The sequence below is a fragment of the Acidovorax sp. GW821-FHT09A11 genome, assembly GCF_059418365.1.
On record NZ_JBWKPS010000002.1, the window covers coordinates 403,591 to 416,840 of the forward strand.

The following is a 13,250-nucleotide window of genomic DNA, read 5'->3' on the forward strand; positions in this document are numbered from 1 at the left end:
GGCGCGCCTCATGAACGAACTGACTGCGCGCCGATGTCGACCCGTTCGGCAAGGAAATCCAGGAAGGCGCGCACGCGCAGCGGCAGGTAGCCTCCCTGGCCGACGAACACGGCATGCACTTCCTCCAGGTCGCCCGGATTGGATTCCTCCAGCACGGGCCGCAACCGGCCTGCCGCCAGGTCGTCGCGGACCTGGAAGGCGGCCAGGCGCGCCAGCCCCAGGCCGGCCAGCGCCAGGTGGCGCAGGGCTTCACCGTCGCTGGCCTGGGCATTGCCCGCCACCGGGACCACCACGTCCACACCGTTGTGCCGCAGCGGCCAGCCGGCCTGGGCGCGCACGTAGCTGGTGCCCAGCCGGTTGTGCAGCAGCAGATCATCCGGCGCCGCCGGCATGCCCTTGCGCTCCAGGTAGCCGGGCGCGCCAACGATGACCATGCGCGTCTGACCGAGCTTGCGCGCCATCAGGTTCGAGCTCTTGAGCGGACCCGCGCGCACGGCCACGTCGGTGCGCTGCTCCAGGATGTCGATGACTTCATCGGTCAGCACGATGTCCAGGGTGACATCGGGACAGCGCTCAAGGAACTGCGGAGCAAGCGGCAGCAGGAAATGGTGCCCGAACGGCACGTTCGCGTTCACCCGCAGCCGCCCGCGCGGCGCGGCGTGCGCATTGGCGCAGCGCTCGGCCTCGTCCAGATCGGCCAGGATGCGCACGCCACGCTCGTACAAGGCACAGCCCTCGGGGGTGAGCTGGAGCTGCCGCGTGGAGCGGTTCACCAGCCGCGTGCCCAGGCGTTGCTCCATGCGCGCGACCAGCTTGCTCACGGCAGAGGGCGTCATGCCGCAGGCACGGGCTGCCGCGGAAAACCCGCCCAGCTCGATCACACGGACAAATACCTCCAGTTCGCCGGAGCGATTGACATCCAGACGGGCCATCGCGGCTTCCTCGGTGAATTCAAATCACAAATGTTCTTCCGGGGAGAAGTCTAGTTTATTCATGTCTTTGAATTCATCATTGAATCTTACAAAGCCAATGAATTCAACAATATGAAAACCCTCCCTGCCCTCTCGGCGTCGGCGCTGCTGGCCATTGCACTTTCGGCTGGCGCGGCCGCGCCCCACGCTCCAGCGCCTGTCCGTGCGTCCACCTGGGTGGCAACCTGGGGCGCAAGCCCCCAGCCTGCCTGGGGACCGGACTTCCTGTTCCCCACCCACCTTCCGCCGGTGCTGCATGGCCAGACGGTGCGGCAGGTGGCGCGCGTCAGCCTGGGCGGGCCCCGCGTGCGCATTGTCCTGTCCAACGCCTACGGCCGGCAGCCGGTGGCGCTGGGCAAGGCGACGGTCGCGCGGCCAGCTCCCGGTGGGGCCGTGCTGGCAGACAGCCTGCACACCGTCACTTTTGGCGGCCAGGAGGCGGCGACGATCCTGCCCGGCGCGTCGCTGGTCAGCGACCCCGTGGGGCTGGCCGTGCCCGCGCTGGCGCAGCTTGCGGTGAGCCTGTACCTCCCCGATGAAACGCCGGTGAGCACCTTCCATTGGGACGGACGGCAGACCACCTGGATCGCCCCCGGCGACCAGGCCACCGCCCCGGAGCTGGTCGCCGGAGGCGCAGCGGTGCAGAGCACTACGGCGCGCCCGCTGCTGGCGGGCATTCAGGTGGAAGCCGCACCGACCGCGCGCGCGGTCGTCGTGATCGGGGACTCCATCACCGACGGGGCCACCGCCAGCCTGGACAATGACCGCCGCTGGCCGGATTTCCTGGCCACCCGCCTGGCGCCGCACGGGGTGGCGGTCGTCAATGCCGGCATTTCCGGCGCCCGCCTGCTGTCCGACGGCATGGGCGCCAATGCGCTGGCGCGGCTGGAGCGCGACGTGTTGGCCCAGCCTGGCGTGCAAAGCGTCATCGTGATGCTGGGCATCAACGATATCTCCTGGCCGGGCACCGCGTTCGCCCCGGCAAGTCCCCGGCCGACGCTGCAGGCGCTGGCGGCTGGCTACCGCCAGCTGATCGCGCAGGCACGCGGCCACGGACTGAGGGTGATCGGCGCGACGCTCACGCCGTTCGAGGGTGCCTTGCCTGGCACGCCGCTCAGCAACTACCACCATCCCGACAAGGACACACTGCGCCGGCAGGTGAACGACTGGATCCGCCACGGCGGCGCATTCGATGCGGTGATCGACTTCGATGCGGCGCTGCGCGACCCGGCCCACCCTGCCCGCATCGCGGCGCGCTTCGATTCAGGCGACCGGCTGCATCCGGGCGACGAAGGCAACCGCGCGATGGCCGAGGCCGTCGATCTGAGCGCCGTCCTGCCCGGCATCGGCGCACCGCCGTCCCCGCGCTGAATCGCCTGGCGACTGCCCCGGCCCCGGTGCGAACGCCGGCGACCCGCCGGAAGCACCCTGTCCCCCAGGCCGCCCTCCAGCCAGTGGCCAGATCTGTGGGGATGTTGTCGTTGCAGCCAACCCACGGAGCCCTCACACTGGCGCCATGCACCCTCCATCCCGCGCTGTCGCCTGCCTCCTCTACCCCGGCGTCATGAGCCTGGACGTGGTCGGCCCCATGCAGGTGTTTGGCTCTGCGAACGCAGAGCGCACGGGCCATGGCCTGCCGCCGGCCTACACGCTGCACCTGCTGGCCGAAGCGCCAGGGCCCGTGCCCACATCGGCCGGGTTCGCGCTGGTGGCCGATGGCGCCTGGGGAACCCTGGATGCGGCTGGCTTCGACACCGTGCTGGTGGCGGGCGGCGATGGGGTGATTGCGCAGCTGTCCAATGCCGGCCTGTGCGAGTGGCTGCGCCACGCCGAGCCGCGGGTGCGGCGGCTGGGGTCGGTGTGCTCCGGCGCGCTGCTGCTGGCACAGGCGGGGCTGCTGGACGGACGGCGCGCCACCACCCACTGGTCGCGCCTGGACCGCCTGCGCCAGAGCCACCCGAAGGTGCTGGTGGAGCACGACTGCCTGCACACGTACGACGCCGCCAGCCCACACGACAGCCATGTCTTCACTTCGGCGGGCGTCACCGCCGGCATTGACCTGGCCCTGGCGCTGGTGGAGGCGGACCTGGGCCGTCCCCTGGCCCTGGCCGTGGCGCGGCGGCTCGTGATGTTCATGCGCCGCCCGGGCGGGCAGGCCCAGTTCAGCCCCCTGCTGGCGCCCGAGACCCTGCACGCCCCACGGCTGGCCGCGCTGCTCGAATGGATTCCCACGCAGCTGGGCGGCGACCTGTCGCTTGATGCCCTGGCCGAACGTGCCTGCATGCCCACCCGCACGCTCTCGCGCGTGTTCCAGCGCGAGCTGGGCATGACGCCCGCCCGCTACGTGGAACGCGTGCGCGTGGAAGCTGCGTCCACGCTGCTGGCGCAGGCCCAGGCATCGATCTCCACCGTGGCCCGGCTGTGCGGGTTCGAGCACCCGGAGAACCTGCGCCGCAGTTTTCACAAGCACCGCGCCGTGAGCCCGCAGGCCTATGCGCAGCGCTTTGGCGCGGGTGTGCCGCTGGACTGACCGCCCCGCGGCCCGGCCCCTTTCCTTCCTACGCGCCCACCGGGGCGCACCACCGAAAGCCATCCATGCTGCTCTTGCGCAATGCGTCCGTTCGCCTGCTGTTCGCGGGCCAGGCCCTTTACTGGGGCTGCTCCATCATCGGCATCACGCTCACCTCCATCGTGGGGGCAAGGCTGGCGCCCTGGCCCACCCTCGCCACGCTGCCGCTGGCGCTGCTGGTTCTGGGCAACCTGCTGTCGGTGCAGCCGCTGTCGCTGTTCATGCAGCGCCGGGGGCGGCGCGCGGGGCTGCAGGCCGGTGCGCTCCTTGGCGTGGCGGGCGGGCTGGTGAGCATGGCGGGCGTGCAATGGGGCAGCTTTGCCGTGTTCTGCGCGGGCACGCTGGCCATCGGCGCGTACCAGGCATCGTCGGGCTACTACACCTATGCGGCGCTGGAGGCGGTGGACCCGCAGCAAAAAGGGCGCGCGGCGGCCTGCGTGGTGGCCGGCGGCCTGTGCGCCGCCGTGTTCGCGCCACCGCTGGCGCTGTGGTCGCGCAACCTGCTGGCCACGCCGCTGGCGGGCGCCTACCTGGCCATTGCGGTGTTGTCCGCACTCGGGTGGGCGGTGATGGCACGGCTGCGCGAGGGGGCCGCGCCCCAGCCTGCGGCGGGCGGCATCGCGGCCATGCGCACCCTGCTCGCCCGGCCCGGGCTGCGCGCCGCCGTGGTGATGGCGGCCATCGGCCACGGCCTGATGATCCTGGTGATGAACGCCACGCCGCTGGCCATGGAGGTGTGCGGCTTCTCGGCGGCCTCGGCCGCGCAGGTGATCCAGTGGCACGTGATCGGCATGTTCTTCCCGGCGCTGTTCGCGGGCCAGCTCGTGGACCGCTTCGGCAGCCGCCCGGTGGCGGCCGTGGGGGCGGCCTGTCTGGCGGCCAGCGCGGCGGTGGCGCTCTCGGGCATGGCGTTCACCGAATTCCTGGCCAGCTCCTTCCTGCTGGGCACGGGCTGGAACCTGATGGTGATCTCGGGCACAGCGCTGCTCGCCGAAAGCCATGCACCCGAGGAGCGCGGCCAGGCGCAGGCGCTGATGCAGCTGGCCAACGGCACCGTGGCGGCGGCCATGTCCTTTGCCTCGGGCGCGCTGCTCACTGGCGTGGGCTGGACGGCGATCAACGCGGTGATGCTGCCACTGCTGGCCATCGCGGTGGGGCTGCTGTTCGCGCGCGGGCGCGCCGCGCCGGCCGCGGCGGGCTGACTCACCCCGCCGCCGAGCGCTCGCGCACAAAATCAGTGAAGCGCGCCAGCGCGGGGTTGTTGAGCGCGGCGGGCCAGACCAGGCTGGTTTCGCACACGGGCAGTGGCGGCGCGGCCGCCGCCTTGGCGGCCCTGGCCGGGGCCCTGGCCGGCGCGGCCCCGAACGCATCCGCCGCGCGGTAGACCACGCCCTCGCGGCGGAACTGGGTCACGCTCTCGGGCACCCAGGCCACGCCCAGGCCGCCCCATACCAGGTTGACGATGGTCTGCATCTGGATGGCCTCCTGCGCCACCACGGGCACGCGGCCCGCTGCGTGGTACAGCGCAAAGATCGCGTCGTGCAGCGAAGGCACGATGCGGCGCGGAAAGATCACCAAAGGTTCGGCCAGCACCCGCGCCAGGTCCAGGCGCGACGCACCGGCCAGCGCGTGGCGCTCGGGCAAGGCGAGCACCAGCGGCTCCTGCGCCACCACCAGCCGCGCCAGCCCGGGCGGCGCGAAGCCCGGCGAATGCAGCATGAGCCCGGCGTCCAGTTCACCGCGCGCAAACAGTTCGCGCTGCACATCGCCCGTGGCCTCTACCAGTTCCAGCGCCACCTGGGGGCACAACACGCGAAAGTCCCGCACCCATTCAGGCAGGCGCTCGAACCCGATGGTGGAGACGAATCCCAGGCGCACGCGCCCCACCTCACCGGCCGCCGCCGCGCGGGCGCGGGCCGGCAAGGCCTGCGCACGCTCCAGAAAGTCGCGCACGTCGGGCAGCAGGGCCTCGCCAGCGGGCGTCAGCGCCACGCGCCGGCGCGTGCGGTCGAACAGCACCACGCCCAGCGAGCGCTCCATCTGCGCGATCGCCTGGGTCAGGGGCGGCTGCGTCATGTGCAGGCGCAGCGCGGCGCGGCCGAAGTGCAGCTCCTCGGCCACGGCCACGAACTGGCGCCAGGCGCGCACGTCGATGAATGCTTCTTTCATAGCGGTGGTGATCCGGTGATATGTTTTATATATTACTGAAGCAGGCGAAAGGGATTGGAAACGCCACTCCAAACCTCGCATACTTGCACCCCGACAGCCGAAGACCCGTGCGCCCCTCTGCGGCGTCTTCCCACTACAACGACTCCCCACCAGGAAAACCGCCATGGCAGACAGCAAGACCATCCCGATCCAGCCCATCAACCGCCGCAGCGCCAACATCACGCAAGGCAAGTCGCGCGCGCCCAACCGCTCCATGTACTACGCCATGGGCTACGAGGAAGGCGACTTCGTCAAGCCCATGGTCGGCGTGGCCAACGGCCACAGCACCATCACGCCCTGCAACAGCGGCCTGCAGAAGCTGGCCGACGCGGCCATCGCCGGCATCGAGGAAGCGGGTGGCAACGCCCAGGTGTTCGGCACGCCCACCATCAGCGACGGCATGGCGATGGGCACCGAAGGCATGAAGTACAGCCTGGTGAGCCGCGAGGTCATCAGCGACTGCATCGAGACCTGCGTGGGCGGCCAGTGGATGGACGGCGTGCTGGTGGTGGGCGGCTGCGACAAGAACATGCCAGGCGGCCTGATGGGCATGCTGCGCGCCAACGTGCCCGCCATCTACGTCTACGGCGGCACCATCCTGCCCGGCCACTACCAGGGCAAGGACCTGAACATCGTGAGCGTGTTCGAGGCCGTGGGCGAGAACGCCGCGGGCAAGATGAGCGACTTCGACCTGAAGGAAATCGAGAAGCGCGCCATCCCCGGCACCGGCTCGTGCGGCGGCATGTACACCGCCAACACCATGTCCAGCGCCTTCGAGGCCCTGGGCATCAGCCTGCCGTACTCGTCCACCATGGCCAACCCGCACGACGAGAAGATGAATTCGGCCAAGGAATCGGCCAAGGTGCTGATCGAGGCCATCAAGATGGACCTGAAGCCCCGCGACATCGTGACCAAGAAGGCCATCGAGAACGCCGTGGCCGTGATCATGGCCACCGGCGGCTCCACCAACGCGGTGCTGCACTTCCTGGCCATCGCACACGCCGCCGGCGTGGAATGGACCATCGACGACTTCGAGCGCGTGCGCCAGAAGACCCCCGTGCTGTGCGACCTCAAGCCCAGCGGCAAGTACCTGGCCGTGGACCTGCACCGCGCGGGCGGCATCCCGCAAGTGATGAAGGTGCTGCTCAACGCCGGCCTGCTGCATGGCGACTGCATCACCATCAGCGGCAAGACGATTGCCGAAGTGCTCCAGGACGTGCCCGACGTGCCCCGCGCCGACCAGGACGTGATCCGCGGCATCGACAACCCGATGTACGCGCAGGGCCACCTGGCCATCCTCAAGGGCAACCTGAGCCCCGAGGGTGCCGTGGCCAAGATCACGGGCCTGAAGAACCCCGTCATCACCGGCCCCGCCCGCGTGTTCGACGACGAACAATCGGCCCTCGAAGCCATCCTGGCCGGCAAGATCAAGGCCGGCGACGTGATGGTGCTGCGCTACCTGGGCCCCAAGGGCGGCCCCGGCATGCCCGAGATGCTGGCCCCCACCGGTGCGCTCATCGGCGCCGGCCTGGGCGAAAGCGTGGGACTGATCACCGACGGCCGCTTCTCCGGCGGCACCTGGGGCATGGTGGTGGGCCACGTGGCGCCCGAGGCGGCGGCCGGCGGCACCATCGCCTTCGTCAACGAAGGCGACAGCATCACCATCGACGCGCGCCAGCTGCTGCTGGAGCTGAACGTGCCCGAGGAAGAAATCGTCAAGCGCCGCGCCGCCTGGACGGCCCCTGCCCCCCGCTACACCCGCGGCGTGCAGGCCAAGTTCGCCTTCAATGCATCGAGCGCGAGCAAGGGTGCGGTGCTGGACGCCTATTGATGAACGGATGAGCGGCCATTGATGGCCCTTTCTGGCGGCAGGCCGCCGCGCCCCCGGGGCCGCGCCGGACAAACAAGCGCCCATGCTGCCCCGCATGGGCGTTTTGCCTTGGCGGGCATCACCACAGGGAGGCCCAGGGCACGCGCCCCGGATGTTTCCCGAAAGGCGCTGGCCAGCCCATCAACGTGCGTGCCGGCCCGTTCGCAGGGGCCTCAGTGCTTGCGAAACCGGGAGATCCAGCGAAGCCATCCTCCCGCCAGGCTTCTGAGCGGGGCCGTCACACGCCACGACCAGCTGGCGCGCATGAGGGCCGCTTCATTGCGCACCGCGCCCATCAGCAACGCCTCTCGCGCGGAGACACCGCGCGCCAATCGAAGCATCGCGGTCCGCAGCCCCTCGCCCGCGGCCTGTGCGGGCGCCAGCGTGTCCTGCTGGCGCAGGTCAGGCGGCAAGATGGCCTCAAGATCAAAAAAGGCCAGGGGCTGTTCCGCACAGGTGGTGACCAGCAAACCCCAGGGCTCATGCACATCCACCCCCTTGGGCCCGCCCTCCCTGGGGTTGTGCTGCCCCTTGCGGAAGGTGGCATCGTCGAGCACCCGCACCAGCGCATGGGGCTCGGACGCACCATCCGGCCAGCCCTGCGGCGCTCGGCGGAACAACGCGATGTGCGGAGTCCCCGCATCCGCGACCAGCAAAACGCTGCCCCCCGCCGCGAAGCACACGCCATGGGGATAGCTGAGCCCGTGCAGTTCGGCCGATGGCCTGGCGGCGGCCTCCAGCCGCGCATCGTTGCGATACAGGGCCACTACATGCCGGTCATGGTTGCTGATGGCGACCCAATCGCCCGCAGGATCCAGTGCCACGCCATCGGGCACTTCCAGGCCTTCGCGCATCAGGACCTGGGCGTCCACATGGGTCAAGCCGGAACGGGCATCCAGCAGGTGGTGGGTCACGTAGTGCGCGAAGCCATTGCACACCCAGAGTTCAAGCAGGCCGGAGCCCAGAGGCCGGGCGCACAGGCTGCCGGGCGACTTCAGCAGTTCGGTATCGCCCTTGCCAACCGTCGCCAGCGGCTGCAGCCTGCAGGCGGACACGGGCCGCTGCGCCGCGGGAATATCAAAGAACGACACGTTGCCCTCGCGGCTGGCAACCGCCACGGTCCCGTCGCTGACCCAGCACACCCCGTGCGGGCGCTTCAGGCTGGAGGAAACCACCTGCATGGCATCGGAAACATGGATGCATTTATGCCCATCCTCCAGGCGGCAATCCACGCCGAGAATCAGCAGCTTGTCCACCGCGATGCCGGCCAGCGCGATGCGGCGCCCATTGGGCGACCAGCTCACGTCCTCGGTACGCCCCAGCGCCGCGATGGTTTTCAGCACCTCGGCCGGGCCCGTGCATTTCAGTCTCACCGGAGCACTCCTTGCTGCAGGTTGTGGAAAGCCAGGGCGTCATCGACGCTGCCATCCATCACCACGCGCCCCTCGCTGAGTACGAGTGCGCGGTTGCAGAAGCTCCGCAGGATGACCTCGTTGTGGGATGCCAGCACCAGGATGGAGACCTGCTCGATCAGCCCGTTGATGCGCTCCTTGGCCTGGCTGAAGAACTTGGCGTCGCCGGCGCCAATCATCTCGTCCATCAACAGGATATCGGGCACCACACTCGTGGACACCGCGAACGCCAGGCGCAGCAGCATGCCCTGGGAATAGGTCCTTACCGGCAGCTGCAGGTGCTCACCGAGCTGGGTGAACGCCTCCACCGAAGGGACAAGTTCCATCGCCTGCCTGCGCGTGAGGCCCATCACGATGCCGCGCATGATGATGTTGTCGTAGCCCGTGGCATCCACGTCCATGCCGAGCATGATGTCCGTGAGGGCGGCCACACGGCCGCGGAAAGACAGATCGCCCTGCATGGGCTCATACACGCCGGACAGCACGCGCAGCAGCGTGGTCTTGCCGGCGCCGTTGGAGCCGATCAAGCCGACGCGGTCCCCCGTGCGCAACGCCAGGTTCACGTCGCGCAACGCATGCACGCTGACCCGGCCCAATCCGCTGGATTCGACGCGGGCCTTGTCGCGCTGGGGAAACCCCAGCACGGTATTGAGCAGGCCACGGGAACGCGTCGTGAAGACGGGGAAATCTATCGACACGCCTTTCAGCTGGATGTAGGCCATCTCCGACCCCGAAAGCGCCCGCATCACAGCCAGTACACGATCCGGCGCCGGATCACCACGTACTGCCAGAAAAAAACCAGTGCCAGCAGCACGACCATGCCGCCGGCCGCCCCCCAGGTCCGCATGCTGGGCACGGTCCCCATCAAGGGACTGCGCACCAGGTCCAGGAACAGGGCCAGGGGATTCAGGTGCACCACCCACTGGGCCCGTTCGGTCAACTGGTCCGGCACCCACAGCACGGGCGTCACAAAGAAACTGACCTGCATGAGGCTGCCCGTGGCCACCGTGACATCACGGAAACGGGTGGCTAGGCCCCCCAGTATGGCGACCACGAAGCAGGCGACGGCCAGCGTCAAGGCAGCCGCGCCGAGCAAGGCCCACCACTGCACGTCCCCCAGCCGCCCCGACCAGAGCAGCACCGCCAGCACGATGACCGCGCTGTGCAACATCAGAAGGGAGCACCGGAACACGGTGCGAAAAACAAACGCCATCTTGGGATAGGGCGTCTGCTTCAAGAAGGCGTCCGCGCCGATGTAGGTCAGGCAGCCCTCATTGATCAAGGCGCTGAAATACCCGAACAGCACATGCCCCGCGCAAAAATAAGGCAAGTACCAGTCCGGCGGGTACTTGAACAGCTGCGCACCGATCAGGCCGAAAGCGATGATGAACAAGGCCGTGTGCAACGCAATCCACACGGGGCCCAGGAAGGTGCGCCGGTACTGCTTGGCGACATCGTTCCATCCCATGAAGCACCAGAACCTCCATGCGAGCATGGCGCCGCGGATATCGCGCCACAGCAGCTGAACCTGGCGCTGTCGCGCCGAGACGGAGGGGCTGTGGGTCGCTGTGGTCATCGCAGAAATATTTCAAGCCATCGACTCGTAGACACGCAAGGTTTTTTCGGCGCACGCCTGCCAGCTGAACGCCTGCACCCGGTCACGCCCCCGTGCCACCAGCCGGGCCGCAAGCTCAGGCTGCTCCGCGATGCGGCGCATCGCATCCGCGATCTCATCGGTGCGAAGAGGGTCGATCAGCAAGGCCGCGTCACCCGCGACCTCGGGGATCGATGTCGTGTTGGACGCCACCACCGGCACGCCGGCAGCGAATGCCTCCAGCACCGGCAAGCCGAAACCTTCGTGCAGCGACGGAAACACCAGGGCGGTGGCCCGCTTGATCACGACCTGAAGCTCCGCATCCGGCAGATGCCGAAGCCACCGCACATGCTTCAATCCACCCCCCGTGAAGCGTGCAACGACGTCATCGCACCCCCAGCCCGGCTTGCCGACGATGAGCAAGGGGTACTCGCGCTGCAGATGCTCTGGAAGGCTCGCGTGCGCCGACAGCAGGCGGTCGATATTCTTGCGCGGCTGCAGGGTGCCCACGCTCACGAAATAGTGATCGGGCAGCGCATGCCGCGATCGCACGGCCTCATGCAGGGCCGCGTCCAGAGGTACGAACCACTGGGCCCCGACTCCCAGCGGAATCGCGGTGATCCGCTCCTCGGGCAGGCGGAAATGGATGGCGATCTCCTGGCGGGAATACTCCGAAATCGTGATGACATGCTGCGCCCAGAAGGCCGTGCGCCGCCACAACTCATTTTTCAGGCTCTTGAAACGGTATCTGACCCACTCCGGGTTCGACAGCGGTATGGCATCGAAGATCGTCGCCACCACCGGGATTCCGCGCAGGCGCGGCACCAGGTGGTCGGTGGCATGCACGAGATCGGTCCCCTTCCCCAGTGCGCGGCGTGCGTGGCCAAAGTCCACCCCTACCAGCGTCGCGGCCAATGCCTGCCAAGCAAAGGAGCCAAACGGCATCGCGGGTGTTGCTCCCCGCCACACACTGGTCGGCGCGTCGAATACATAGGGCTGCAACCGTGCCGCCTGCGGCATGGCCGCCATCAGCTCCCGAGTGTAGGTGCCAATGCCATCCACGCCGCCCTGCTGGATAGAACGTGCCAGCACGCTGACACCAAAGGCCACATTCATTGGACCACCTCAACGTGGATGATCCTCAGCATGCCGTAGTCGCTCATCAGGCACTCGGGTCGCAAATCGGCTTCTACCCTCATGCGGCAGAGCTGTTCCTGTTTTGTCATGTACAACGGTGATCGGTTCTTCTTGTGGCGCAGCCTTGTACATCCGCGCTGGCGGTGCGAGGAACAAACGCAATGGACTGTCTAGCGTGGCTTGCGCGGGCGCATGCCCAGGGCTTCCTTGTTCTTGTTGATCCGGTCCTGCTTGCGCTGGTCCATCTTTTCCATGGCTTTACGTTTCGTATACCCTGTGGAATCCGCCCAGGCCCACCATAGGGCCGTGGCGGCAAAGGGTGCCAGCACCCACCACCAGGACCAGTTGGCCACGGGTCCGATCTCGAAATACTTCAGTGCCAGAAGCACCAGTGAAAGACCCAGCAGGTACATCGCGATCTCCAGAAAACGCCGGGTTGACGACAGACAAATGCCTGTCAACCCAACTCACTACAATTCCATTAAAAGAACTGTAACCCAACCCACAGGAAATCCCACCATGAAGCGTACCCTGATCACCCTTGCCATGACGCTGTCGGTTGCGGCACCCGCCATGGCCGATCTGGCCCTGGCGACCTCGAAGAACTGCATGGCCTGCCACGCCGTGGACAAGAAGCTGGTGGGTCCTTCGTACAAGGACGTGGCCGCCAAGTATGCGGGCCAGAAGGATGCCGTGGACAAGCTGGCCGCCAAGATCATCAAGGGTGGCGCGGGCGTATGGGGTCCGGTCCCGATGCCTGCCAACGCGCAGGTCAACGATGCAGAGGCCAAGAAGCTGGCGGCCTGGGTGCTGACGCAAAAGTGATGCGCCTTTGATGGACTTACGGCGGGGGGCTTCATCGCCCTTCCCCGCCCCTTGCGGCCGTGCCAGATCCCTGTCACGGCCGCAAACGTTTCCGGGCCCTGCCGCCCGCGCCTCGCGCAAGCGGGGATCAGACGAGTGGCGGCACCACGGGCGCGGGCTCCAGGCCCCGGGTGCGCAGCTGGTGTTCCAGCTGCCCCACGTAGGCCGCGGTGGAATTGTCGGATTCGGCGACCCGCGCCGCCAGGCGCGCCTCCAGCTGGTCCAGCCGGGTCAGCAAGGCGGCGTGCGCCTGATGGTGCTGGGCATCCAGGAAGGTGCGCAATTCCGTGAACCGCGAGGCTTCTGCCTTGTCGGCCAGTTCACGCTGGACTTGCATCTCCTTGCCGTGGCGCCGCGTCTCCATGAGCACGGACCCCTGGAGGGACAGGACGTAGGCCAGGAAGAATATCCCCAGCAGGGCCGTCAGGGCCAGCATGATGAGGCCCAGCGGTGCCTCGAAGACCACGATCCCCAGGGAGACCAGGGCGGGAGCGGCCAGGGTGGGCCAGTTGAGCGCCGCGAGTATCGCGATGGCCAGCACCGTCAACAAAAGTACTATGGAACGCAGATGCATGGGAAACCTCCGGTATGCAGCGCCCAGGCATGCAGCCTGGGACACGATGCC

The 13,250-nt window shown here is 68.1% G+C and carries 13 protein-coding genes; 5 read left to right on the forward strand and 8 right to left on the reverse strand.

The genetic code is table 11. The features are described 5' to 3' along the window. Nucleotides 1-8: 8 nt before the first annotated feature. Entirely contained in the window at nt 9-932 is a 924-nt protein-coding gene (locus AC07PV_RS05915; RefSeq protein ID WP_492254994.1) for a LysR family transcriptional regulator, read from the reverse strand. Nucleotides 933-1,043: 111 nt separating this feature from the next. Here AC07PV_RS05915 and AC07PV_RS05920 point away from each other — a divergent pair, with 111 nt between their 5' ends. The 3 genes from AC07PV_RS05920 to AC07PV_RS05930 all read left to right on the forward strand — a co-directional run bounded on the left by AC07PV_RS05920 (nt 1,044) and on the right by AC07PV_RS05930 (nt 4,742). Beyond that, on the forward strand, nt 1,044-2,342 hold the full coding sequence (locus AC07PV_RS05920) for an SGNH/GDSL hydrolase family protein (protein ID WP_494629696.1): 1,299 nt from the start codon (nt 1,044-1,046) through the stop codon (nt 2,340-2,342). A 145-nt stretch (nt 2,343-2,487) separates the two neighbouring features. Beyond that, complete coding sequence (locus tag AC07PV_RS05925; protein ID WP_218294131.1) at nt 2,488-3,501, forward strand: GlxA family transcriptional regulator; 1,014 nt, start codon at nt 2,488-2,490, stop codon at nt 3,499-3,501. A gap of 65 nt (nt 3,502-3,566) precedes the next feature. Continuing rightward, entirely contained in the window at nt 3,567-4,742 is a 1,176-nt protein-coding gene (locus AC07PV_RS05930; RefSeq protein ID WP_492806309.1) for an MFS transporter, read from the forward strand. Between the two features lies 1 nt (nt 4,743). On the opposite strand, the gene AC07PV_RS05935 is transcribed toward AC07PV_RS05930, so the two are convergent. Continuing rightward, on the reverse strand, nt 4,744-5,709 hold the full coding sequence (locus tag AC07PV_RS05935; RefSeq protein WP_218294129.1) for a LysR family transcriptional regulator: 966 nt from the start codon (nt 5,707-5,709) through the stop codon (nt 4,744-4,746). 163 nt (nt 5,710-5,872) lie between these two features. Between AC07PV_RS05935 and ilvD the strand changes: the two genes are divergently transcribed. Beyond that, nucleotides 5,873-7,579 (forward strand): dihydroxy-acid dehydratase, encoded by a 1,707-nt coding sequence (gene ilvD / locus AC07PV_RS05940; RefSeq protein WP_218294128.1) that lies wholly within the window; start codon nt 5,873-5,875, stop codon nt 7,577-7,579. A 212-nt stretch (nt 7,580-7,791) separates the two neighbouring features. On the opposite strand, the gene AC07PV_RS05945 is transcribed toward ilvD, so the two are convergent. From AC07PV_RS05945 to AC07PV_RS05965, 5 genes are all read right to left on the reverse strand, one after another. Next, nucleotides 7,792-8,991 (reverse strand): hypothetical protein, encoded by a 1,200-nt coding sequence (locus AC07PV_RS05945; protein ID WP_494594788.1) that lies wholly within the window; start codon nt 8,989-8,991, stop codon nt 7,792-7,794. Then, nucleotides 8,988-9,752, reverse strand: coding sequence for an ABC transporter ATP-binding protein (locus tag AC07PV_RS05950; protein ID WP_494629698.1), 765 nt, complete (start codon nt 9,750-9,752; stop codon nt 8,988-8,990). Before AC07PV_RS05950 ends, AC07PV_RS05945 begins: the two co-directional genes overlap by 4 nt. Nucleotides 9,753-9,775: 23 nt before the next feature. Beyond that, a complete protein-coding gene (locus AC07PV_RS05955) occupies nt 9,776-10,606 on the reverse strand; it encodes an ABC transporter permease (RefSeq protein WP_494629699.1) in 831 nt (276 codons plus the stop codon). 12 nt (nt 10,607-10,618) lie between these two features. Continuing rightward, nucleotides 10,619-11,740, reverse strand: coding sequence for a glycosyltransferase family 4 protein (locus AC07PV_RS05960; RefSeq protein WP_218294124.1), 1,122 nt, complete (start codon nt 11,738-11,740; stop codon nt 10,619-10,621). Between the two features lie 191 nt (nt 11,741-11,931). Continuing rightward, nucleotides 11,932-12,174, reverse strand: a complete 243-nt coding sequence (locus tag AC07PV_RS05965) for a TIGR04438 family Trp-rich protein (protein WP_218294123.1) — start codon at nt 12,172-12,174, stop codon at nt 11,932-11,934. 106 nt (nt 12,175-12,280) lie between these two features. Here AC07PV_RS05965 and AC07PV_RS05970 point away from each other — a divergent pair, with 106 nt between their 5' ends. Next, entirely contained in the window at nt 12,281-12,586 is a 306-nt protein-coding gene (locus AC07PV_RS05970) for a c-type cytochrome (RefSeq protein WP_218294122.1), read from the forward strand. A gap of 127 nt (nt 12,587-12,713) precedes the next feature. On the opposite strand, the gene AC07PV_RS05975 is transcribed toward AC07PV_RS05970, so the two are convergent. Beyond that, on the reverse strand, nt 12,714-13,199 hold the full coding sequence (locus AC07PV_RS05975; RefSeq protein WP_218294121.1) for a LapA family protein: 486 nt from the start codon (nt 13,197-13,199) through the stop codon (nt 12,714-12,716). Between the last annotated feature and the right edge of the window lie 51 nt (nt 13,200-13,250).

Bases quoted from the DNA above. Each gene is read 5' to 3' on its own strand.
- AC07PV_RS05915 (WP_492254994.1), bottom strand. From the start codon at position 932: ATGGCCCGTCTGGATGTCAATCGCTCCGGCGAACTGGAGGTATTTGTC.
- AC07PV_RS05920 (WP_494629696.1), top strand. From the start codon at position 1,044: ATGAAAACCCTCCCTGCCCTCTCGGCGTCGGCGCTGCTGGCCATTGCA.
- AC07PV_RS05925 (WP_218294131.1), top strand. From the start codon at position 2,488: ATGCACCCTCCATCCCGCGCTGTCGCCTGCCTCCTCTACCCCGGCGTC.
- AC07PV_RS05930 (WP_492806309.1), top strand. From the start codon at position 3,567: ATGCTGCTCTTGCGCAATGCGTCCGTTCGCCTGCTGTTCGCGGGCCAG.
- AC07PV_RS05935 (WP_218294129.1), bottom strand. From the start codon at position 5,709: ATGAAAGAAGCATTCATCGACGTGCGCGCCTGGCGCCAGTTCGTGGCC.
- ilvD (WP_218294128.1), top strand. From the start codon at position 5,873: ATGGCAGACAGCAAGACCATCCCGATCCAGCCCATCAACCGCCGCAGC.
- AC07PV_RS05950 (WP_494629698.1), bottom strand. From the start codon at position 9,752: ATGGCCTACATCCAGCTGAAAGGCGTGTCGATAGATTTCCCCGTCTTC.
- AC07PV_RS05955 (WP_494629699.1), bottom strand. From the start codon at position 10,606: ATGACCACAGCGACCCACAGCCCCTCCGTCTCGGCGCGACAGCGCCAG.
- AC07PV_RS05960 (WP_218294124.1), bottom strand. From the start codon at position 11,740: ATGAATGTGGCCTTTGGTGTCAGCGTGCTGGCACGTTCTATCCAGCAG.
- AC07PV_RS05965 (WP_218294123.1), bottom strand. From the start codon at position 12,174: ATGTACCTGCTGGGTCTTTCACTGGTGCTTCTGGCACTGAAGTATTTC.
- AC07PV_RS05970 (WP_218294122.1), top strand. From the start codon at position 12,281: ATGAAGCGTACCCTGATCACCCTTGCCATGACGCTGTCGGTTGCGGCA.
- AC07PV_RS05975 (WP_218294121.1), bottom strand. From the start codon at position 13,199: ATGCATCTGCGTTCCATAGTACTTTTGTTGACGGTGCTGGCCATCGCG.